Raw genomic sequence first — 18,024 nt, forward strand, 5'->3', positions numbered from 1 at the left:
AATTAATGGGGAAACAAAGAATTACAAAAAAGCAAAAAGAAACGATCTTTATTTACCGTGCCCTCAGTGTACGCATTTTTGCGTTTATAATGCTGCTGGGAGGAATTGTCGGTCTGCTGTTTTTCTTCCGTCCTGAAGTGTCAGATGTGGAGAAACGGACGCTGACGAAATTTCCGACACCTACCGTCAGTTCCCTGTGGGATGGTCAGTTTTTTTATGATCTGTCTTTATGGTACTCGGACACATATCCTATGCGTGACGGACTGATTGCCGTGGATCAGAAAATTGAAAACGCATATGGAATTACATCTTCTACTATGATGGTAGGAAGCAGGCAGATCAGTGATGACATTCCGGATATAGAAGAGGAGAAGACCGATGACAGCAGCGAACAGCCTCAGGAGGTGGAGCAGATTTCTGCGCCGGACAGCAGGGCAATGGAATCGGAGATTCAGAAACAGATTCAGCAGAATCTGTATGTTAAGGATGGAGCTGCTTATTCACTCTATTATTACAGTCAGGCAGCTGCAGATAGCTATACTGCGGCATTAAATAAAGCAGCCGCTGAACTGGAAGGCAAAACAAATGTGTACTCCATTCTGGTTCCGAATAATTCAGGAGTCATGCTCAGCGAAGAGGAGCTGGAAGCACTGGGAGGAGCGGATCAGCAGCAGGCCATCAGGTATTATTACAGTCTGACGGACGGCGTAAAGACGGTAGATACTATTGATACCCTGCGTGAACACAATGACGAGTATCTGTATTTCCGTACCGACCATCACTGGACCCAGCTGGCTGCGTATTATGTATATCGGAATTTCTGTGAACAGAAAGGAATTGAGCCAAACGAGCTGTCTGATTTTCAGAAGATGACATTTGCGCCGTTTCTGGGCACATTTTACCAGGAACTGCAGAATGAAGACATGGCGGAAAATCCTGATTCGGTAGACGCATATATTCCAATGGCTACAAATGACATGACTTACTGGGAAGCAGATGGCTCTGAAGTGAAATGGCACGTAATTCAGGATGTAAGCACCTGGAATGAAAATTCCCTTTATTCCTGTTTTATCGCGGGAGATAAACCTCTTGTCCAGATTAACAATCCGGAACTCAATGACGGCTCGTCCTGTGTTGTTGTAAAAGAGTCTTATGGGAACAGTTTTGTTCCGTTCCTGGTAGACCATTATCAGACAGTTTATGTCATTGATTTCCGGTATACACAGAATAATGTAATGGATTTCGTAAAAGAGCATAATATTCAGGATCTGATTATTATGAATAATATTTCTATTATTGCAAGCGAAGATGTATCAAAAACAATCGCGGGTCTCCTCGAATAAGATTCCCCGAAGAAGGAGGAAACAACATGGATAAGGTAATTTTAGGAAAAACAGGAATTGAGGTAAACAAAAATGGCTTCGGAGCACTGCCCATACAGAGAATCAGCAAAAAAGATGCGGTGTATCTTCTTCAGAAGGCATTTTACAATGGAATAAATTATTTCGATACTGCAAGAGCTTATTCCGACAGCGAAGAAAAGATGGGCGCGGCTTTTAAATATACAAGAGACCGGATTATTATCAGTACGAAGACGATGGCGCAGACAGCAGAAGGATTCTGGAAAGATCTGGAGGAGAGCCTGAAAAAATTAAAAACAGATTACATAGATATTTACCAGTTTCACAATCCGGCGTTCTGTCCGAAACCGGGAGATGAGTCGGGACTGTACGATGCGGCTCTGAAAGCAAAAAAGCAGGGAAAGATCCGTCATATCGGCATTACAAATCACCGGATCTCAGTGGCGCAGGAGGCGATAGATTCCGGACTTTATGAGACTTTGCAGTTCCCGTTTTCCTATCTGGCTGCAGATGCTGACCTGGAGATTGTGGAAAACTGCAAAAAGGCCGGCATGGGATTTATTGCCATGAAGGGGCTTTCCGGCGGACTGATTCATAATTCGGCATGTGCCTATGCCTATATGGCTCAGCCTCAGTTTTCTCATGTAGCTCCCATCTGGGGAGTGCAGCGGGAGTCAGAGCTGGATGAGTTCCTTTCCTATCAGGTCTGTCCGCCCGGTCTTGATGAGAGGCTTATGAAGGAGATTGAAGCGGACCGGCAACAGCTGTCCGGAGATTTCTGCAGGGGCTGCGGCTACTGTATGCCATGTCCTGTGGGGATTGAGATTAATAACTGTGCAAGGATGAGTCTGATGCTCAGGCGCGCGCCTCAGGAAGGATGGCTTTCCCCGGAGTGGCAGGAGAAAATGAAAAAAATTGAGGACTGCCTTCACTGCGGGCAGTGTATGGGTAAATGCCCATATGGCTTGAATACGCCGGAACTGCTTGCAAAAAATTATGAAGATTACAGGACGTTTCTGAACTAGGAACCGGGAGAAAAAAGATGAAAGCACTTGTATATCAGGGAAAAGGACAAATCGGGGTGGAAGAGCGCCCGGAGCCACAGATTCTGGATGAAAGAGATGCGATTGTGGAAGTAACGCTGACTACCATCTGTTCCAGCGATATCCATATCAAACACGGTGCAGTGCCGAAAGCGATGCCGGGTACGATTCTGGGGCATGAATTTACCGGAAGAGTTATTAAGACAGGAAGTGCGGTAAAAAAGGTCAGACCCGGTGACCGGGTAGCTGTAAATGTAGAGACATTCTGCGGAGAGTGTTTCTACTGCCGCAGGGGATTTGTTAATAACTGTACAGAAAAAGACGGCGGATGGGCGCTGGGCTGCCGGATTGACGGCGGTCAGGCCGAGTATGCCAGAATTCCGTTTGCAGACAATGGACTGACCAAGATTCCAGAAGGCGTGACAGATGAACAGGCGCTTTTTAACGGAGATATTCTCTCCACCGGATACTGGGCGGCAAAAATCGGGGAAGTAAAGCCCGCGGATACGGTTGCCGTGATTGGCGCCGGTCCCACAGGTCTGTGTACCATGCTCTGTGCCCGCCTTTATACGCCGGCCAGAATTATTGCCATAGACACTGATGAGTACAGACTGCATCTTGCAAAAGAAAAGGGACTGGCCGATTTGATACTCGTTCCGGGACGGGACAGGATCGATGAGGAAATCCGGACGGCAACAGAAGGAAGAGGCGCAGATGTGGTCTTTGAAGTTGCAGGTGGAAAGGATACTTTTCAGACGGCGTGGCGGATCGCCAGACCGAATGCAGTTGTCGTAATTGTGGCAATGTATGAAGAACCGCAGATCCTTCCGCTTCCTGATATGTATGGGAAAAATCTGGTGTTTAAAACAGGCGGTGTGGACGGAAGCTTCTGTCAGGAGATTATGGATCTTACTGCGGCCGGAAAACTGGACACAGATTTTCTTATTACTCACCGCTGTGGTATGGATCAGATTATGGAGGCTTATGATATTTTTGAGCATAAAAAGGATCATGTTATAAAATTTGCGATTAAGCCACAAAATATTTGAATTAATATTGACTGTTTCTGCAGAAAGACTATAATGGTTTATGCAGAAACAGTTTTTTTATAAACTTAATTACCGGGAGGCATATATGAAACAGAATACAGAAACATGGATGGGAATCCGGGGCGTAATTAAATTGTATGAAAAAATGCTGAAAAGAGTCTGTACAGAACACCATCTGACTGTAATCGAGGCAGATGTAATCAGTTTTCTCCAGAACAATCCTGAAAAAGATACAGCAGCAGATATCGTAGAGCTGCGGATGCTGTCCAAAGGCGCGGTTTCTAAAGCAGTGGAGTCTCTCATCCAGAAGTCTCTGCTGGATCGGAGGCCTGATCAGCAGGATCGGAGGCGGATTCATCTTATCCTGAGGCCTGAGGCCGGACCGGTAACAGAAAGCATCGAATCGGTTCAGGATGAATTCTGGGATATGGTGCTGGAAGGGTTTACGGAGGAAGAGCTGGAAGGATATGCAAGATTCCGGAAGAAACTGCTGAATAATATTGACCGGGCAATGGAAATAGAAGGGAAGAAAGAATATGAAGCGTAAATCAGACGATTTCCTGGAAAATAAGGAGAATGAAGAAAGAGACGACGGAACAGCTGCGGCGGACACCCGGATATCCGGGCAGAGCGGTTCAGATAAAGAAGCTCTGGGGAAAGAGCCGATCGGGAAACTGCTGTTCCGGCTGGCGGTTCCTACCGTTGCCGCTCAGCTTATTAATATGCTGTACAATATTGTGGACCGGATCTATATCGGACATATACCGGAGATTGGCGCCACTGCTCTGACAGGAGTCGGCGTGTGTATGCCTTTGATTATGATTGTCTCAGCGTTTGCCGCACTGGTGGGCTATGGAGGAGCACCGAGGGCGTCTATTTTTATGGGAAAACAGGACAAAGAATCCGCGGAAAAAACGCTGGGAAACTGTTTTATCGTGCAGATTATCATTTCTGTAATTCTCACAGCGGTACTACTGATCTGGAACCGGGATTTTCTGATGGCGTTTGGCGCCAGCAGCAATACCATCGGTTATGCGGCAGACTATATGAATATCTATGCGCTGGGCACAATTTTTGTTGAGGTTACACTGGGCATGAACGCATTTATTACTGCCCAGGGCTTTGCAAAAACCGGTATGCTTTCGGTATTGATCGGAGCAGTGGCGAATATCATTCTGGATCCGGTTTTTATTTTCGAACTTAACATGGACGTCCGCGGAGCGGCTCTGGCTACGATTATTTCCCAGGCTTTATCCTGTATCTGGGTAGTATGGTTTCTGTGCGGAAAGAAAACATTTCTGAAGATCAGAAAGAAAAATTTCGGTCTGGTGCCGAAAATTATACTTCCCTGTCTGGCTCTTGGAACATCTACTTTTATTATGCAGGCCAGCGAGAGTGTAATTTCTGTCTGCTTTAACTCTTCCCTTCAGAAGTACGGCGGTGATATTGCTGTGGGAGCTATGACAATTCTGACCAGTGTTATGCAGTTTGCCATGCTTCCCCTTCAGGGACTCGGACAGGGCGCGCAGCCTATTATCAGTTATAATTACGGCGCGGGAAATCCCGGAAGAGTAAAGGCTGCTTTCAGACTGCTGTTGAAGACCAGCCTGTGTTACTCTGTTATTCTGTGGCTCTTCGTTATGCTGTTCCCGGGAGGATTTGCCGCATTGTTTACTACGGACGCAGAATTGATGGAATACACAAAGACAGCGCTTCGCATTTATATGGCGGTTATGTTCCTGTTCGGCATACAGGTAGCCTGCCAGATGACATTTAACGCATTGGGGAAAGCTGTGGAATCCATTGTTGTCGCGGTGATGCGAAAATTTGTCCTTCTTCTTCCGCTGATCTATATTATGCCGCAGATTCTGCAGTCCAGACAGACAACAGCAGTTTATATGGCAGAACCAATTGCGGATACTGTCGCAGTTACTTTTACTGCAGTTCTGTTTGCTGTGCAGTTCAGAAAAGTTCTGGCATCAATGAAAAAGAAAGAAGAATATAAGACGGCGGAATAGCATCCGGATGGACAGAATAATTGCATCTGCACGGAAATGTATATATAATTAACAGGTGAGCAGATGACTGACATTTGATTTTATGACAGGAGGAAGAGATATGCGGACAAGCAGGATTACAAGAGAGCAGGCGCTGGACCTGCTGCGGACATACAATAAGGAGTCTTTTCATATTCAGCACGCACTTACTGTAGAAGGAGTGATGCGCTGGTTTGCGCAGGAGCTGGGATATGAAGACGAGATCGATTACTGGGGAATCAGCGGTCTGCTGCATGATATTGATTTTGAAATGTACCCGGATGAGCACTGCAAAAAAGCACCGGAACTGCTGGAAAAAGGCGGCGTGGGAGAAGACATGATCCATACGGTATGCTCGCACGGGTATGGAATATGCAGTGATGTGGAGCCGGTTCATGAGATGGAGAAAGTCCTTTTTGCGGTAGATGAGCTTACCGGTCTGATCTGGGCTGCGGCACTTATGCGTCCGTCCAAAAGCACGATGGATATGGAAGTGTCCAGTGTAAAGAAAAAGTTCAAAGACAAAAGATTTGCCGCGGGCTGTTCCAGGGATGTGATCCGTACCGGTGCGGAACGGCTTGGCTGGGAACTGAATGATGTATTCGGGAAAACCATACTGGCCATGCGCTCCTGCGAGGAACAGGTGCAGAATGAGATGAAAGAAATGGGATTTTAAGGACGGAAAGATAATGCGGGCAATGAGACTGAAAAAAAGAGAAGTCACGGATAAAAAGGTTCTGGGAGAGATACTGGAAGAATGTGATGTGGTCCGGATCGGCGCCGTGGATGAGGAAGGAATGTTCATAGTTCCGGTGAATTTCGGATACGATTTTGATACGGGAGAAGAAACTACCCGGCTGGTATTGTATTTTCACGGCGCGGCGGAGGGCAGAAAGGCGGAAGCATTTGCCCTTAATCCGGATGTTGCAGTGGAAATGGACTGCTGTCACGAACTGATCACCGGTAATTATACCTGCAGTTATTCCTATGCCTACAGAAGCATCATGGGAAAGGGCAGAGTCAGCCGGATTACTTCTGATGAAGAAAAGCAATATGCTCTTTCCAGGATCATGGAGCATGCGGCTCCGGATGCAGACCTTGTTTTCAGCAGAGAAATGCTGGAGAGAACAGCGGTGTTCAGAATCGACATAACGCATTTTACGGGCAAGGAGCGGAAGAAAAAGGGATGACAACCGGTTCCTGTTCCGCGCCGTAAGTTCTGCACAGAGAGATGAAAGCATTCATATTCTCCGTTAAATATTTGCTTTTGTGATAAATGATATTCAGGCTGCGCTGTATGGGCGGATTTAATGTCCGTCCCACGACAGTGTTTTCCTGAATATCTTTTTCTACAAGGAGATAAGGAAGAACTGCCACACCAAGCCCCTGGGATACTGCCTTTACAATCGCCTGGGTGCTTGTGCTTTCCCACACCGGACGGACAGACAGCTGGCTGATGGAAAATGCAGCCTCCAGGATCTCCCGCCCCGCGCTGCCTTTTTCCCGCATAAGAAAGGGGTAACGGACAAGCTGAGAAAGAGAGACGTCCTTCTGTCCGGCCAGAGGATGCCCGGGAGGAAGAATGGCGCACAGGCAGTCCTGCATAAAGGGCACAGAGCAGAGTTCCTTCTGTCCGGTCTGGGTTTCGATCAGACCGATATCAATTGCATTATTTAAAATTTTCTTTTCAATTTCTGTGGAATTGCTTACCACAGCTTCCACTCTCAGATCGGGAAAGGCAGTCTGACACCGGGCGATAAGGGAAGGAAGAATCCGTGTTCCGATGGTAATACTGCTTCCGATCCGGAGGATGCCCAGTGCATCCCAGTTTCTGATTTTTTTCTCCATTTCTTCAAACAGTGAAACAATGTGAACCGCGTAGCTGTAAAATTCTTTCCCTGCTTCTGTCGGATAAATATGTCTTCCGATCCGCTCAAAAAGCCGGACTCCGTAATAATCTTCCAGTTCCCGGACGGCGAGACTGACAGAGGGCTGAGCCAGATGAAGTTCTTCCGCCGCTTTTGTCATGCTGCTCAGACGAAAAACAGAGACGTATATTTTCATATGCCGAAGTGTCATAGTGTATCTCCTACTTATATAAGAATTTCATTATGTATTTAATAGAATAATACTATTTTACATATAAATCAACCGTCATTATACTGGGGAGGGAGGAGGAGAAATGAGATGAAGCAGAAAAAAGAAGTGCTGGTAAAACTGTTTCTGTCAACTCTGTACCTGAGTGCTTTTACATTCGGCGGCGGATATGTGATTGTAACGCTGATGAAAAAGAAGTTTGTGGACGAATACCACTGGATCGAAGAAGATGAGATGCTGGACCTGACTGCCATTGCCCAGTCGTCTCCGGGTGCCATTGCGGTTAACGGGGCCATTGTAGTGGGGTATAAGCTTGCCGGACTTCCGGGAGTACTGGTGTCGATTGTTGCTACTGTTATTCCGCCTTTTGTGATTATCGCGCTGATCTCTGTTTTCTACAATGCGTTCCGGAACAACTGGCTTATCAGCCAGATGCTGGAAGGCATGCAGGCCGGAGTAGGGGCAGTGATTGCTTCGGTAGTCTATGATATGGCCGCGGGGATTGTGGAGGGCAGAAATCCGGCGTCTCTCTGTATTATGGCGGGAGCCTTTGCGGCGGCATGTTTCTTTGAGATCAATGTGATCTGTATTATTCTTGTCTGCGGCCTGATCGGCATTGTCAGAACCTTTCTGAGTAAAGGAGGGGCAAAGAGATGATCTGTCTGCAGCTTTTTTTCAGTTTTCTTCAGATCGGCCTTTTCAGTTTCGGAGGAGGATATGCGGCAATGCCCCTGATTCAGGGACAGGTTGTAACACAGCACGGCTGGCTTGGCATGACGGAATTTACGGATCTGGTGACCATTTCCCAGATGACGCCCGGGCCCATTGCCATCAACTCAGCTACTTTTGTAGGCATTAAAATTGCAGGAATTCCGGGAGCTCTGGCAGCCACTCTGGGATGTATTCTTCCGTCCTGTATTATTGTTACTCTGATTGCAAAACTATATCTGAAATACAGAAACATGACTGTACTGCAGAGCGTTCTGGGATCTCTTAGACCGGCGGTAGTGGCCATGATCGCGTCCGCGGGGATCTCGATTCTTGTAACTGCGTTCTGGGGCGGCTCAGAGAAGATCCGTCTGCCGGACACAGACTGGAGTCTGGTTCTGATTTTTGTGATCTGTATCATACTTCTGAAAAAATTCCGAATGAATCCTATAGGGGTAATGCTTCTGGCCGGTGTGATGAAAGCGGCCGTGTCAGCGATCGGAGGATAAACGGTCTGCAATGCAGATAGAAAAAGCAGAGAAAGAACAGAGCAGCCGAAGAAGCACACAGTACCTGGCTGGTCAACAGGGGCGGAACATGCTATACTCTTTCGTATAACGGATTTGGGAAAGGAAAGAGACCATGAAATTTTTTCATCTATCGGATCTGCATATCGGTCTGAAGCTGATCAACCGGGATCTGCGGGAGGATCAGGAATATATTCTGAAACAGATTACAGACATGGCAGAGAGGGAGAAGCCGGACGCTGTACTTATTGCAGGAGACATTTATGACAAGGCTGTGCCGTCAGCGGAAGCGGTGGAAGTGTTTGACTGTTTTATCGCAGGACTTGCCGCTGCTCTGCCGGACGCGTCGATTATGCTGATCAGCGGCAATCACGACAGCGGTCCCAGGCTGAACTGTTTCCGGAGCGTATTGTCCCGGCAGAGTGTATATATGATCGGAATGCCTCCGACAGCGCCGGAAGATCATATTGAAAAGGTTGTCCTGAGGGATGAATACGGCAGGGTGAATTTTTATCTCCTGCCTTTTGTCCGTCCTTCCATGGTCCGGCAGATAACAGGGTCAGATGAGAACGGGAACGTACTGTCTTACAATGAAACACTGCGCAGACTGATTGAACGGGAAGAACTGGATCTTACGGAGAGAAATGTGCTGGTCAGTCATCAGTTTTATCTTCCCTCCGGCCGGGATGCCGGCGAGGTGGAGCGGATGGATTCGGAAATCTGCACGGTAGGAAATATAGACCGGGTGGATGCAGACATCCTTAATCCCTTTGACTACTGTGCGCTGGGACATATTCATAAACCTATGCAGGCCGGCAGTGAATTCTGCCGTTACTGCGGCACGCCACTGGCATGTTCGGTCAGCGAGGCGGGACAGCAGAAAGGAGTTGTTATTGTGGAACTGAGGGAAAAGGGCAGCCGGAACGTGACGGTACTTCCCCTTCATCCGCTGCGGCAGATCCGTATCATCAGGGGCAGTCTCGAAGAGATCTTAAAGCAAAGCTGCGAAGATTACGTGACGGCTGTTCTGACAGACCGGGCAGATCTGGATGTATCTGATATGCAGGACCGGATTCGCAATGCCTTTCCGAATCTTCTGGAAATCCGTCGGGAGGCAGTCCGGAAAAACGATTATACAAAGGAAATTCTTCCGCAGGAAGAGCTGGATCCTTTTGATCTCTGCTGTTCATTTCTGAAACTGAATGGCGAAGAGAATGAAGAAGACAGAGACGAAATGGAACTGCTTCGGAATGTGATTAATACCGTGCAGGGGGTGAGCCAGGAATGAGACCGGTAAAACTGACCATGCAGGCGTTCGGTTCCTACGGAAAACGGACGGTGATTGATTTTGAAAAAACCAATCAGAATCTTTTCCTGATTACCGGAGATACAGGAGCAGGAAAGTCGACTATATTTGACGCTATCGTATTTGCACTGTACGGAGAGGCAAGCTCCGGAATAAATAAAAAGGACGGGACAGAACTTCAGAGCCAGTATGTGGGGCCTGAAACAGAACCTTTTGTGGAGCTGGTATTTTCCGAAGCCACGGGAGCTGAGAAAAAAACATATACTGTCCGCCGTGTGCCCCGCCATTTCCGCCCTCTGAAACGGGGAACCGGAGTGAAAGAGGAAAGCGGTTCTGTTTCTCTGATTATGCCGGATGATTCCGAGTACCCGCAGAAGGAGACAGACAGAAAGCTGGAAGAAATCGTAGGACTGACGAAGAATCAGTTCATGCAGGTGGCTATGATTGCCCAGGGAGAATTCATGGAACTTCTGCGGGCAAAGTCGGACGATAAAAAAGTGATCTTCCGGAAGTTATTCCATACTGAACTTTACGGGAAAATTGTGGAAGAGCTTGGACGCCGGAGAAAAGGAAAGCAGCAGGAAATGGGGCAGATCCGGACGGTCTGTCAGACCGAAGCGTCCCATGTGGAAGTTCCTGCCGATTACGAAAAAGCAGAGGAACTGCTGACACTGAAAAAACGGATTGTCAGTTCAGACCGGCTGTCAGTGGTGGATCTGGAAGAAATGCTGGCAATTCTGGAGGATCTCTGTAGTACGCTGAAGGAACGGTGCAGTGCTGCCGGAAAAGAATACCGGGAGGCGAACCGCCTCTATCTGGAGAAAAGAGATGCCTGCACGGCAGGACTGCAGCTGCTCAGACGGTTTCAGGAACTGGAGCAGGCAGAACAGGAGCTGGAAGAGTGCAAAGCACAGGAAAAGGAGATCCGTGAAACTGCGGATCAGATCCGGAAGATCAGTGATGCTTATGAAATTCAGGCAGTTTATGAGCGGTATATGGATGCGGAAAAGACTGTGAAAGCAGCAGAACGCAGTCTTGCGGAGCAGGAAGAGGCTCTTCCCGGGCTCAGTAAGATGTACGAAGAGACAAAGAAACAGACGGAAGAGACAAATGCGCTGCTGCATAAAGAAATAGAGAATTATACGAAAGTGTCTGAAAAAGCAGAAAGAGCGATGAATGTTTTCCAGGAGATACGGAAAGCCGAGCAGGCGATCTCTTCCGCTTCTTCCGCTGCCCGTCAGGCAGAGAATATTGCTTCCGAAGCGCGGCAGAACGTTTCACGGCTGGAGGAAAATGAACAGAAGTGGCGCAGTCAGGCAGAGACTCTGGGGCAGGCCGGACTGCTTCTGGAACGCTGGCAGGGAGAAATGAACAGAATGGCTGAAATGGAAGCAGATCTTTTCTCGATAAGGACATTGGCCCTGGAGATGAATAAACAGAAACAGGCGGCAGATAAAGCAAGGCAGGAGTATGCCGATGCAAGCCGTATATATGAGCAGAAAAACAAGGAGTACGAAAACAGCCGTCGGATCTTTCTGAATGCCCAGGCAGGCTTTATCGCAAAAGAGCAGCTCAGACCCGGACAACCCTGTCCGGTATGTGGCTCTCTCCATCATCCCCGGCCCTGTCAGCTGGAAGACGATCATCAGAATCTGAGCAGGGATGAACTGGATGTTCTGGGGGAGGAAGTAAACAGCCTCAGATCCCGTCAGGAAGATACGGCTTCCGCCTCCCGCTCAGCTGCTGCGCTGTTTCAGGAAAAAGAAAATACTCTGACAGGTGAAATGGAAAAACTGCAGCGAAAACTGGCAGAAAATGTACCGGAAGGCGCAGAGATTCCCGAGAAACTGACGATCGGGCATGCAGAAAAAATTCTGCTGGAGCGGAAACAGTCTCTTTCTCAGAAAGAAAAAGGACTGAAAGAGGATGTACAGATTCTGAAACGGCTGCAGAGCCGTCTGCAGGGAATCGAGACAGAAAAATCGGAACTTCGGACTGCGGCAGAGACAGCGGCTCAGAAACTGACGGAGGCAAAGGCGTTATTCGCTTCATGTCAGGCCCGGCGGGACAGTCTGGATGCCTCCCGGGAGTATGAAACCGAGGCAGAGGCGAAGATGGCTCTGGCGGAAGCAAAAGAAAGAAAAAGCCATGCGGAGCAGAGCAGCAGCAGGGCAGAAGCTGCCGGTCAGAAGGCAAAGTCGGATCTGGAAAATGCGCAGACGTTGATCCGGCGTTACCGTACGGAGCTACCCGGTCAGGAAAAGGAACGCGGAGAACGGAAAAAGGCCTATGAGAGGGCAATGCAGGAGAAAGCTCTGACAGAATCTCAGTGGAAAGAGCAGACCGAAACCCGGGAGCGGACAGAAACTGCCCGGCTGCAGGAAATAATTGACGCCTACAATCGGAAAAAAGCCGCCGCAGAGAGCAGGAGAGATTCGGCAAAAAAGGAAACAGGCCGGAAAAAGCGGCCTGTGCCGGAGGAACTGGAAGCGGCGAGAGACCAGGCAAAAGAACGTCTGGATACGGCTCAGAAAGCACAGGAGAGAGAAAAAGCATATTACCGGGCAGATACGGAGGTTTATCAGTCGCTGAAACCTGTTATGGAAGAACGAAAGAAAGTCATGGATGAACACCGGCGTCTGGATGAACTCTATAATCTGCTGGCCGGAAATGTGACCGGTTCCCGGATGGATATAGAAACCTTTGTACAGCGGTATTATCTGGAGCGGATTCTCTATGCGGCCAACCGCCGGTTTCAGGATATGACCGGCGGCCAGTTCGAACTCCGTATGTTTGATATTGAAAAAGCAGGAAAAGGAAAAAACAGAGGTCTGGATCTTATGGTTTACTCTACGGTAACGGGAAAGGAAAGAGAAGTACGCACTTTGTCCGGCGGAGAGTCCTTTATGGCAGCGCTGTCCCTGGCTCTTGGCATGGCAGATCAGATCCGTGCCGGCAGCGCGTCAGTTAATCTTGACGTTATGTTTATTGACGAGGGATTCGGTTCTCTGGATGAGCATTCCAGGGACAAGGCGGTCCGGGTGCTTCAGAACATGGCGGGAGATTCCAGGATGATCGGAATTATTTCCCATGTATCCGAGCTGAAACAGGAAATCGAAGACCAGCTGATCGTACAGAAAGATGAGGAAGGGAGCCACGTCAGATGGCAGATAAGCTGATAACAGACCGCATAAAGAAGATCGGGGATTTTGATGCCCCGGAGCTGGATATTTACGCAAGATTTACGGAAGCGCAGCTTCTGAATAAAGACAGACCGGAAGACGGGCTTTTTATCGCAGAGAGCCCGAGGGTTATTTTGCGGGCCCTGGATGCAGGATATCTGCCGGTTTCTATTCTGACAGAGGAGCGCCATATAGAAGGGGAAAGCAGAGAAGTGATTGCCCGCTGCAGGGACATTCCGGTCTATACCGCCGGGTTTGACGTGCTCATCCGCCTTACCGGATTTCCGCTGACAAGAGGGATGCTCTGCGCCATGCACCGGAAACCACTTCCGTCTGCGGAAGAAATCTGCCGGAGTGCAAAACGTATTGCCGTCCTTGAAAACGTTATGAATCCGACAAATGTAGGCGCAATTATCCGGTCTGCTGCCGCTCTGAATATGGATGGGGTACTGCTTACGCCCGGATGCAGCAATCCTTTGTACCGGAGGGCGGTCCGGGTAAGTATGGGAACAGTATTTCAGATTCCCTGGTCAATTCTGGAAGGCGGAGACGCAGACGGAAGCAGAGAAAAAGAGGGCAGTGAAACGAAAAAAAACGGGACCCGGAAAACGAAGGTGTGGCCGGGGGCCGGCATGACCCTTCTGAAAGAGCTGGGGTTCCGCACCGCGGCAATGGCTCTTACTGATAATTCGGTTGGAATTGATGACGAGAAGGTATGCGGGGAAGAGAAGCTGGCAATTATTCTGGGAACTGAAGGAGAGGGGCTGTCCCCGGAAACGATTGCGGCCTGTGATTATACTGTCAGGATCCCCATGTCCCACGGAGTGGATTCTCTGAATGTGGCTGCCGCAAGCGCGGTCGCCTTCTGGCAGCTGGGACGCGGAAACCGAAAATAAGACAGAGATAGAGATACAAACGGAGAAAAACAGGAAGCGGACTGCTGCCGTCAGACAGGCAGGAGAGCACCGTTTCCTGTTTTTTGCTGCAAAAATCCCCTTATAAGAGAGAAAACAGTTCTTCGATTCCGAAACGTTTATCCTTCTCCAACATCCGTTCCATTGTAACTTTATTGTAATCAGAATGCTCTACTTCCCGTGAACAGCGGCAGGCTGTCCGGATCACAGTTTCCTTATCACACTGGTCCGGAGCCTGAAGCCATTCCCCGCGGACCAGCTCCCGGATCAGAAGCGTACCGGAAAGCGCGAATTTCATCTTGCTGTAAGCATTGCCGGTATACACTGCGCCGCAGAAATAAGTAAATACAAAATAGATCAGGAGCTGTTCCTCCATCGTGTCAGTGAAAAAGGAGGAAAAATCCTGCTCCGGAAGACGGGATTGTCCATTCGCGGAAAGGACCTTTCGTATTTGCTGAAGATAAGGAGGCCAGTCTGATGAGAGGACTTCCAGGTGGTCCAGGAGAGAGAACAGGGCCTGTTCCGTGTCCTTTTGTATGCACGCATAGTTCGTTTTTTTCTTCATTTTTTCAAGCCGGCCTGAGAACCAGTCCCATACTCCGGGAGAAGCGTATCTCTCAAACAGTGTATCCGCTTCAAATAAGGCATTCCGGTCAATCCGCTCCTGCAGATCGTGAGCCAGCGCGAGACAGACAGCGGCCCGGAGCCGGAAAGGATGTTCCCGGTTCTGGAGAAAACGGATGATCAGGCTTCTGGCGTCCATCAGTTTCGTAAAAAGGAAAAAATCGAAATCATCGTAGGTTTCCTCTCTGTCCGGGTTTTCGCCATGGAGAAACCGGACAGGTTCCCTGGCGTATAGAATCAGCTCTGCTGCGACGGGGCAGGAGAGGGAAAGTGAAATCTCCCGAAGACCTTCGAACTCTTCAATATGCCGGGGATAAGTACGGCATGTCCGGCAGAAGGCTCTGCTTCCTCCGCCTTCCAGATAGAGATCACACAGATTTTTCTCGTTCAGGAAGGCACAGCGGCCGCTGTATCTTCGGAAACAGCCTTCCTTCCAGTCGATTTCGTTTCTCAGGCGGTTCCCGAGTGGCCCTCGGACTTTCCTGTATTTTCTGAGAGAGGCAGGATTGATCTGAATCTGCCACCCTGCACAGCATGTGGCCGGACAGTCTGAACCGGTGCAATGAAATTTTTTATAATAGTGGGGTGTTGTATACTGCATAATTGTTCCTTTTCTGAATACTTCTGAAATTACAGTCATATATTATAGTCTTATATTATAGTCTTATTTTCTTTATTTTGGAAGAACGGAACATTTATTTTATACAGAGGCAACGGGCTGAATACAAAAAATACAATTACAGTATTCACAATTCCAATATTGTGTGATAGTATTAGTACAGTGAAGTAAAGGACTTCATAAAAAATAAAGGAGAGGGAAAACTGATGAAACTAGAGGTAAAAGACTTAAGAAAGAGTTTTGGAGATAAAGAAGTGCTCCACGGAATATCTTTTTCTATTGAAAGCGGAAAAGCGCTTGGACTTCTGGGAAGAAACGGAGCCGGAAAAACAACAACGATCCGTATTCTGATGGATGTTTTCCGGGCAAATTCCGGAACAGTTACTGTAGATGGTAAGCCGTTTCATCCGAAAAAATTCCGAATCGGTTATCTGCCGGAGGAAAGAGGTCTTTATCCCAAAAAGGGTGTACTTGAACAGCTGATGTATCTGGCGCAGCTTCGTGGAAGCAGCCGGAACGATTCCAAAAAACAGGCTATGCGCTGGCTGGAACGGCTGGGTGTGGAAGAATACGCTCAGAGAAAACTGGAAACTCTGTCAAAAGGAAATCAGCAAAAAGTACAGCTGGCTCAGACTCTTGTCTGTGATCCGGAACTGGTGATTCTGGATGAGCCCTTCAGTGGTCTGGATCCGGTAAATTCGCAGATTCTGAAAGAAGTGATCCAGGAACAGATCGAATCCGGCAAGCTGGTTATTTTCTCCAGTCATCAGATGGGGTATGTGGAAGAATTCTGCGAGGATATTGTGCTGATCAATCACGGGGATATTGTGCTCTCCGGTAATCTGGATCAGATTAAACGGGAATTCGGGCATAATCGTCTGGTGATCGGCCTGGGACCCGATTGTCAGGAACCCGAACAGCTTCTCAGAGAGCATATGGCAGATATGATAGAAGTTGTAGGAAGACGGAAAGATCAGGTAATTGCAGAGATGAAGGAAGGCTGTACAAGAGAACGTCTTCTTACAGGTCTGCTGGAACGCAGACTGATCCCGGAGGAATTCGGCAATTATGAACCGTCTCTGACGGAAATCTTTGTGGAAAGAGCAGGTGACCAGGCATGAAACAGTTTCTTACAGTATTAAAATTTGAGCTGAATAATTACTTTAAAAATAAAAGCTTTGTTCTGACGACAATTCTTCTGATGGTTCTGGCTGTGGGAATAATCGGCATTCCGGGTATTATTCTGTCAAACGACAGCGGATCCGGTTCAGACAGCGAACAGAACGCAGAAGCAGAAACGGTGGCTCTGTATGATGTAAACGAAAGCATTGCCGACCTGGAAGCTTTCGGTACAGCTATGGGAATGAATATTGACTGGATGGAGTGCACAGACGAAAGTCAGCTGGAAGACGCGGTAAACAACGGAGATGCCGAGGCAGGATTTGTCATGGAGGATCTTCTCCACTATACATATGTTGTGGAAAATCGTTCCATGACAGATACCCTTGAACAGGCATTTTCTCAGGCGGCCGCATCCGCATACCGATCCCAGATTCTGGAAGAGCAGGGGCTGAACGCAGCGGAAATAGATGTTCTTTATCAGACGCAGCCGGAATATGAAACACAGATTCTGGGCAAGGACAGTGTGGGCAACTACGCATATACATACATTATGATCATGGTGCTGTATTTCCTTCTGATTTTCTATGGACAGATGATCGCTACATCTGTTACGTCCGAGAAGAGCAACCGTGCCATTGAGATTCTTGTAACAAGCGTGGACAGCAACAGTCTGATCTTCGGAAAAGTATTTGCAGGAGCCATTGCCGGCCTGATTCAGTGTGTACTGATACTTGGAAGCGCAGTAGGCGCATATCAGGTCTTCAGAGAAAGCTGGGGCGGACTGCTGGACAGTGTTTTCCAGATCCCGGTTCCGGTATGGGTGACATTTGCCGTATTCGGTATGATGGGGTATCTGCTGTACGCATTCTGTTTTGGCATGCTGGGCGCTCTTGTATCCAAAACAGAAGATATCAGCAAAGCATCCATGCCTGTTACCATGATTTATCTTGTTTCTTTCTTCATTGCCATTTACGGTATGAATGACAGCGACGGAATCCTGATGCGGGTGGCATCCTTTGTTCCCTTTACTTCAAATAACGGAATGCTGATCCGGGTTACAATGGGAAGTGTGGAGACATGGGAAATTATTATTTCAGGAATAATCCTGGCTGCCAGCTGCGTGATTGCAGGTGTTCTGGCAGCGAAGATTTTCCGCTTCGGAACACTGATGTACGGCAATCCCATCAAATTCTCAACGGCGCTGAAGAAAATCCGGGAGAAATAATCGTCAGGATTTATTTATAACTTTTTTCATAATCATCAGTCTTTTGACGCAAAATAAAGCATGCTGTATAATATACGGTATGCTTTATTTTACGTGCGGCCTTCTGACAGGACTCAGGGCAGGAAAAAGGAGTATGCCGGGTAAGATAAAAGAATATATTTAAAAAGAATGTTCCTGTACCCGGCTGCCGGGTACAGGAGAAAGGAAGTCT

The 18,024-nt window shown here is 48.1% G+C and carries 16 protein-coding genes; 14 read left to right on the forward strand and 2 right to left on the reverse strand.

The features are described 5' to 3' along the window. Nucleotides 1-5 precede the first annotated feature (5 nt). The 7 genes from AC0QUU_RS09140 to AC0QUU_RS09170 all read left to right on the forward strand — a co-directional run bounded on the left by AC0QUU_RS09140 (nucleotide 6) and on the right by AC0QUU_RS09170 (nucleotide 6,679). On the forward strand, nucleotides 6-1,343 hold the full coding sequence (locus tag AC0QUU_RS09140; RefSeq protein ID WP_474542260.1) for a DHHW family protein: 1,338 nt from the start codon (nucleotides 6-8) through the stop codon (nucleotides 1,341-1,343). A 26-nt stretch (nucleotides 1,344-1,369) separates the two neighbouring features. Beyond that, entirely contained in the window at nucleotides 1,370-2,386 is a 1,017-nt protein-coding gene (locus tag AC0QUU_RS09145; RefSeq protein ID WP_474542261.1) for an aldo/keto reductase, read from the forward strand. 17 nt (nucleotides 2,387-2,403) lie between these two features. After that, nucleotides 2,404-3,453, forward strand: coding sequence for an alcohol dehydrogenase (locus tag AC0QUU_RS09150; RefSeq protein WP_474542262.1), 1,050 nt, complete (start codon nucleotides 2,404-2,406; stop codon nucleotides 3,451-3,453). Nucleotides 3,454-3,538: 85 nt separating this feature from the next. After that, nucleotides 3,539-4,000, forward strand: a complete 462-nt coding sequence (locus tag AC0QUU_RS09155; RefSeq protein ID WP_474542263.1) for a MarR family transcriptional regulator — start codon at nucleotides 3,539-3,541, stop codon at nucleotides 3,998-4,000. Continuing rightward, entirely contained in the window at nucleotides 3,990-5,471 is a 1,482-nt protein-coding gene (locus tag AC0QUU_RS09160) for an MATE family efflux transporter (RefSeq protein ID WP_474542264.1), read from the forward strand. The genes AC0QUU_RS09155 and AC0QUU_RS09160 overlap by 11 nt, the downstream gene beginning before the upstream one ends. Nucleotides 5,472-5,571: 100 nt before the next feature. After that, entirely contained in the window at nucleotides 5,572-6,165 is a 594-nt protein-coding gene (locus AC0QUU_RS09165; protein ID WP_474542265.1) for a hydrolase, read from the forward strand. A gap of 22 nt (nucleotides 6,166-6,187) precedes the next feature. After that, entirely contained in the window at nucleotides 6,188-6,679 is a 492-nt protein-coding gene (locus AC0QUU_RS09170; protein ID WP_474542266.1) for a pyridoxamine 5'-phosphate oxidase family protein, read from the forward strand. Here AC0QUU_RS09170 and AC0QUU_RS09175 read toward each other — a convergent pair. Continuing rightward, nucleotides 6,648-7,568 carry a LysR family transcriptional regulator gene (locus tag AC0QUU_RS09175; protein WP_474542268.1) on the reverse strand — a complete coding sequence of 307 codons (921 nt, stop codon included), beginning with the start codon at nucleotides 7,566-7,568 and terminating at the stop codon, nucleotides 6,648-6,650. The genes AC0QUU_RS09170 and AC0QUU_RS09175 overlap by 32 nt on opposite strands. A 108-nt stretch (nucleotides 7,569-7,676) precedes the next feature. Here AC0QUU_RS09175 and AC0QUU_RS09180 point away from each other — a divergent pair, with 108 nt between their 5' ends. The 5 genes from AC0QUU_RS09180 to AC0QUU_RS09200 all read left to right on the forward strand — a co-directional run bounded on the left by AC0QUU_RS09180 (nucleotide 7,677) and on the right by AC0QUU_RS09200 (nucleotide 14,205). Continuing rightward, nucleotides 7,677-8,243, forward strand: a complete 567-nt coding sequence (locus tag AC0QUU_RS09180; RefSeq protein WP_474542269.1) for a chromate transporter — start codon at nucleotides 7,677-7,679, stop codon at nucleotides 8,241-8,243. Then, nucleotides 8,240-8,803 (forward strand): chromate transporter, encoded by a 564-nt coding sequence (locus AC0QUU_RS09185; protein ID WP_474542270.1) that lies wholly within the window; start codon nucleotides 8,240-8,242, stop codon nucleotides 8,801-8,803. Before AC0QUU_RS09180 ends, AC0QUU_RS09185 begins: the two co-directional genes overlap by 4 nt. Before the next feature lie 133 nt (nucleotides 8,804-8,936). Then, nucleotides 8,937-10,109 carry an exonuclease SbcCD subunit D gene (locus AC0QUU_RS09190; RefSeq protein ID WP_474542272.1) on the forward strand — a complete coding sequence of 391 codons (1,173 nt, stop codon included), beginning with the start codon at nucleotides 8,937-8,939 and terminating at the stop codon, nucleotides 10,107-10,109. Beyond that, nucleotides 10,106-13,306, forward strand: coding sequence for an SbcC/MukB-like Walker B domain-containing protein (locus AC0QUU_RS09195; protein ID WP_474542273.1), 3,201 nt, complete (start codon nucleotides 10,106-10,108; stop codon nucleotides 13,304-13,306). Before AC0QUU_RS09190 ends, AC0QUU_RS09195 begins: the two co-directional genes overlap by 4 nt. Next, the gene (locus AC0QUU_RS09200) at nucleotides 13,291-14,205 is read left to right on the forward strand and encodes a TrmH family RNA methyltransferase (RefSeq protein ID WP_474542275.1); all 915 of its coding nucleotides are present in this window, start codon (nucleotides 13,291-13,293) and stop codon (nucleotides 14,203-14,205) included. Before AC0QUU_RS09195 ends, AC0QUU_RS09200 begins: the two co-directional genes overlap by 16 nt. A gap of 100 nt (nucleotides 14,206-14,305) precedes the next feature. Here AC0QUU_RS09200 and fliB read toward each other — a convergent pair whose 3' ends face one another. Further along, nucleotides 14,306-15,487: a flagellin lysine-N-methylase gene (gene fliB / locus AC0QUU_RS09205; protein WP_474542276.1), complete on the reverse strand. Its 1,182-nt coding sequence runs from the start codon at nucleotides 15,485-15,487 to the stop codon at nucleotides 14,306-14,308. 185 nt (nucleotides 15,488-15,672) lie between these two features. Here fliB and AC0QUU_RS09210 point away from each other — a divergent pair, with 185 nt between their 5' ends. Further along, entirely contained in the window at nucleotides 15,673-16,587 is a 915-nt protein-coding gene (locus AC0QUU_RS09210) for an ABC transporter ATP-binding protein (RefSeq protein ID WP_474542278.1), read from the forward strand. Continuing rightward, entirely contained in the window at nucleotides 16,584-17,813 is a 1,230-nt protein-coding gene (locus tag AC0QUU_RS09215) for an ABC transporter permease (RefSeq protein ID WP_474542280.1), read from the forward strand. The genes AC0QUU_RS09210 and AC0QUU_RS09215 overlap by 4 nt, the downstream gene beginning before the upstream one ends. Nucleotides 17,814-18,024: the final 211 nt, after the last annotated feature.

The organism is Mediterraneibacter sp. HA8405, assembly GCF_056148955.1.

Bases quoted from the DNA above. Each gene is read 5' to 3' on its own strand.
- AC0QUU_RS09200 (WP_474542275.1), top strand. From the start codon at position 13,291: ATGGCAGATAAGCTGATAACAGACCGCATAAAGAAGATCGGGGATTTT.
- AC0QUU_RS09140 (WP_474542260.1), top strand. From the start codon at position 6: ATGGGGAAACAAAGAATTACAAAAAAGCAAAAAGAAACGATCTTTATT.
- AC0QUU_RS09195 (WP_474542273.1), top strand. From the start codon at position 10,106: ATGAGACCGGTAAAACTGACCATGCAGGCGTTCGGTTCCTACGGAAAA.
- AC0QUU_RS09155 (WP_474542263.1), top strand. From the start codon at position 3,539: ATGAAACAGAATACAGAAACATGGATGGGAATCCGGGGCGTAATTAAA.
- AC0QUU_RS09150 (WP_474542262.1), top strand. From the start codon at position 2,404: ATGAAAGCACTTGTATATCAGGGAAAAGGACAAATCGGGGTGGAAGAG.
- AC0QUU_RS09165 (WP_474542265.1), top strand. From the start codon at position 5,572: ATGCGGACAAGCAGGATTACAAGAGAGCAGGCGCTGGACCTGCTGCGG.
- AC0QUU_RS09180 (WP_474542269.1), top strand. From the start codon at position 7,677: ATGAAGCAGAAAAAAGAAGTGCTGGTAAAACTGTTTCTGTCAACTCTG.
- AC0QUU_RS09190 (WP_474542272.1), top strand. From the start codon at position 8,937: ATGAAATTTTTTCATCTATCGGATCTGCATATCGGTCTGAAGCTGATC.
- AC0QUU_RS09170 (WP_474542266.1), top strand. From the start codon at position 6,188: ATGAGACTGAAAAAAAGAGAAGTCACGGATAAAAAGGTTCTGGGAGAG.
- AC0QUU_RS09210 (WP_474542278.1), top strand. From the start codon at position 15,673: ATGAAACTAGAGGTAAAAGACTTAAGAAAGAGTTTTGGAGATAAAGAA.
- AC0QUU_RS09215 (WP_474542280.1), top strand. From the start codon at position 16,584: ATGAAACAGTTTCTTACAGTATTAAAATTTGAGCTGAATAATTACTTT.
- AC0QUU_RS09145 (WP_474542261.1), top strand. From the start codon at position 1,370: ATGGATAAGGTAATTTTAGGAAAAACAGGAATTGAGGTAAACAAAAAT.
- AC0QUU_RS09185 (WP_474542270.1), top strand. From the start codon at position 8,240: ATGATCTGTCTGCAGCTTTTTTTCAGTTTTCTTCAGATCGGCCTTTTC.
- fliB (WP_474542276.1), bottom strand. From the start codon at position 15,487: ATGACTGTAATTTCAGAAGTATTCAGAAAAGGAACAATTATGCAGTAT.
- AC0QUU_RS09175 (WP_474542268.1), bottom strand. From the start codon at position 7,568: ATGACACTTCGGCATATGAAAATATACGTCTCTGTTTTTCGTCTGAGC.
- AC0QUU_RS09160 (WP_474542264.1), top strand. From the start codon at position 3,990: ATGAAGCGTAAATCAGACGATTTCCTGGAAAATAAGGAGAATGAAGAA.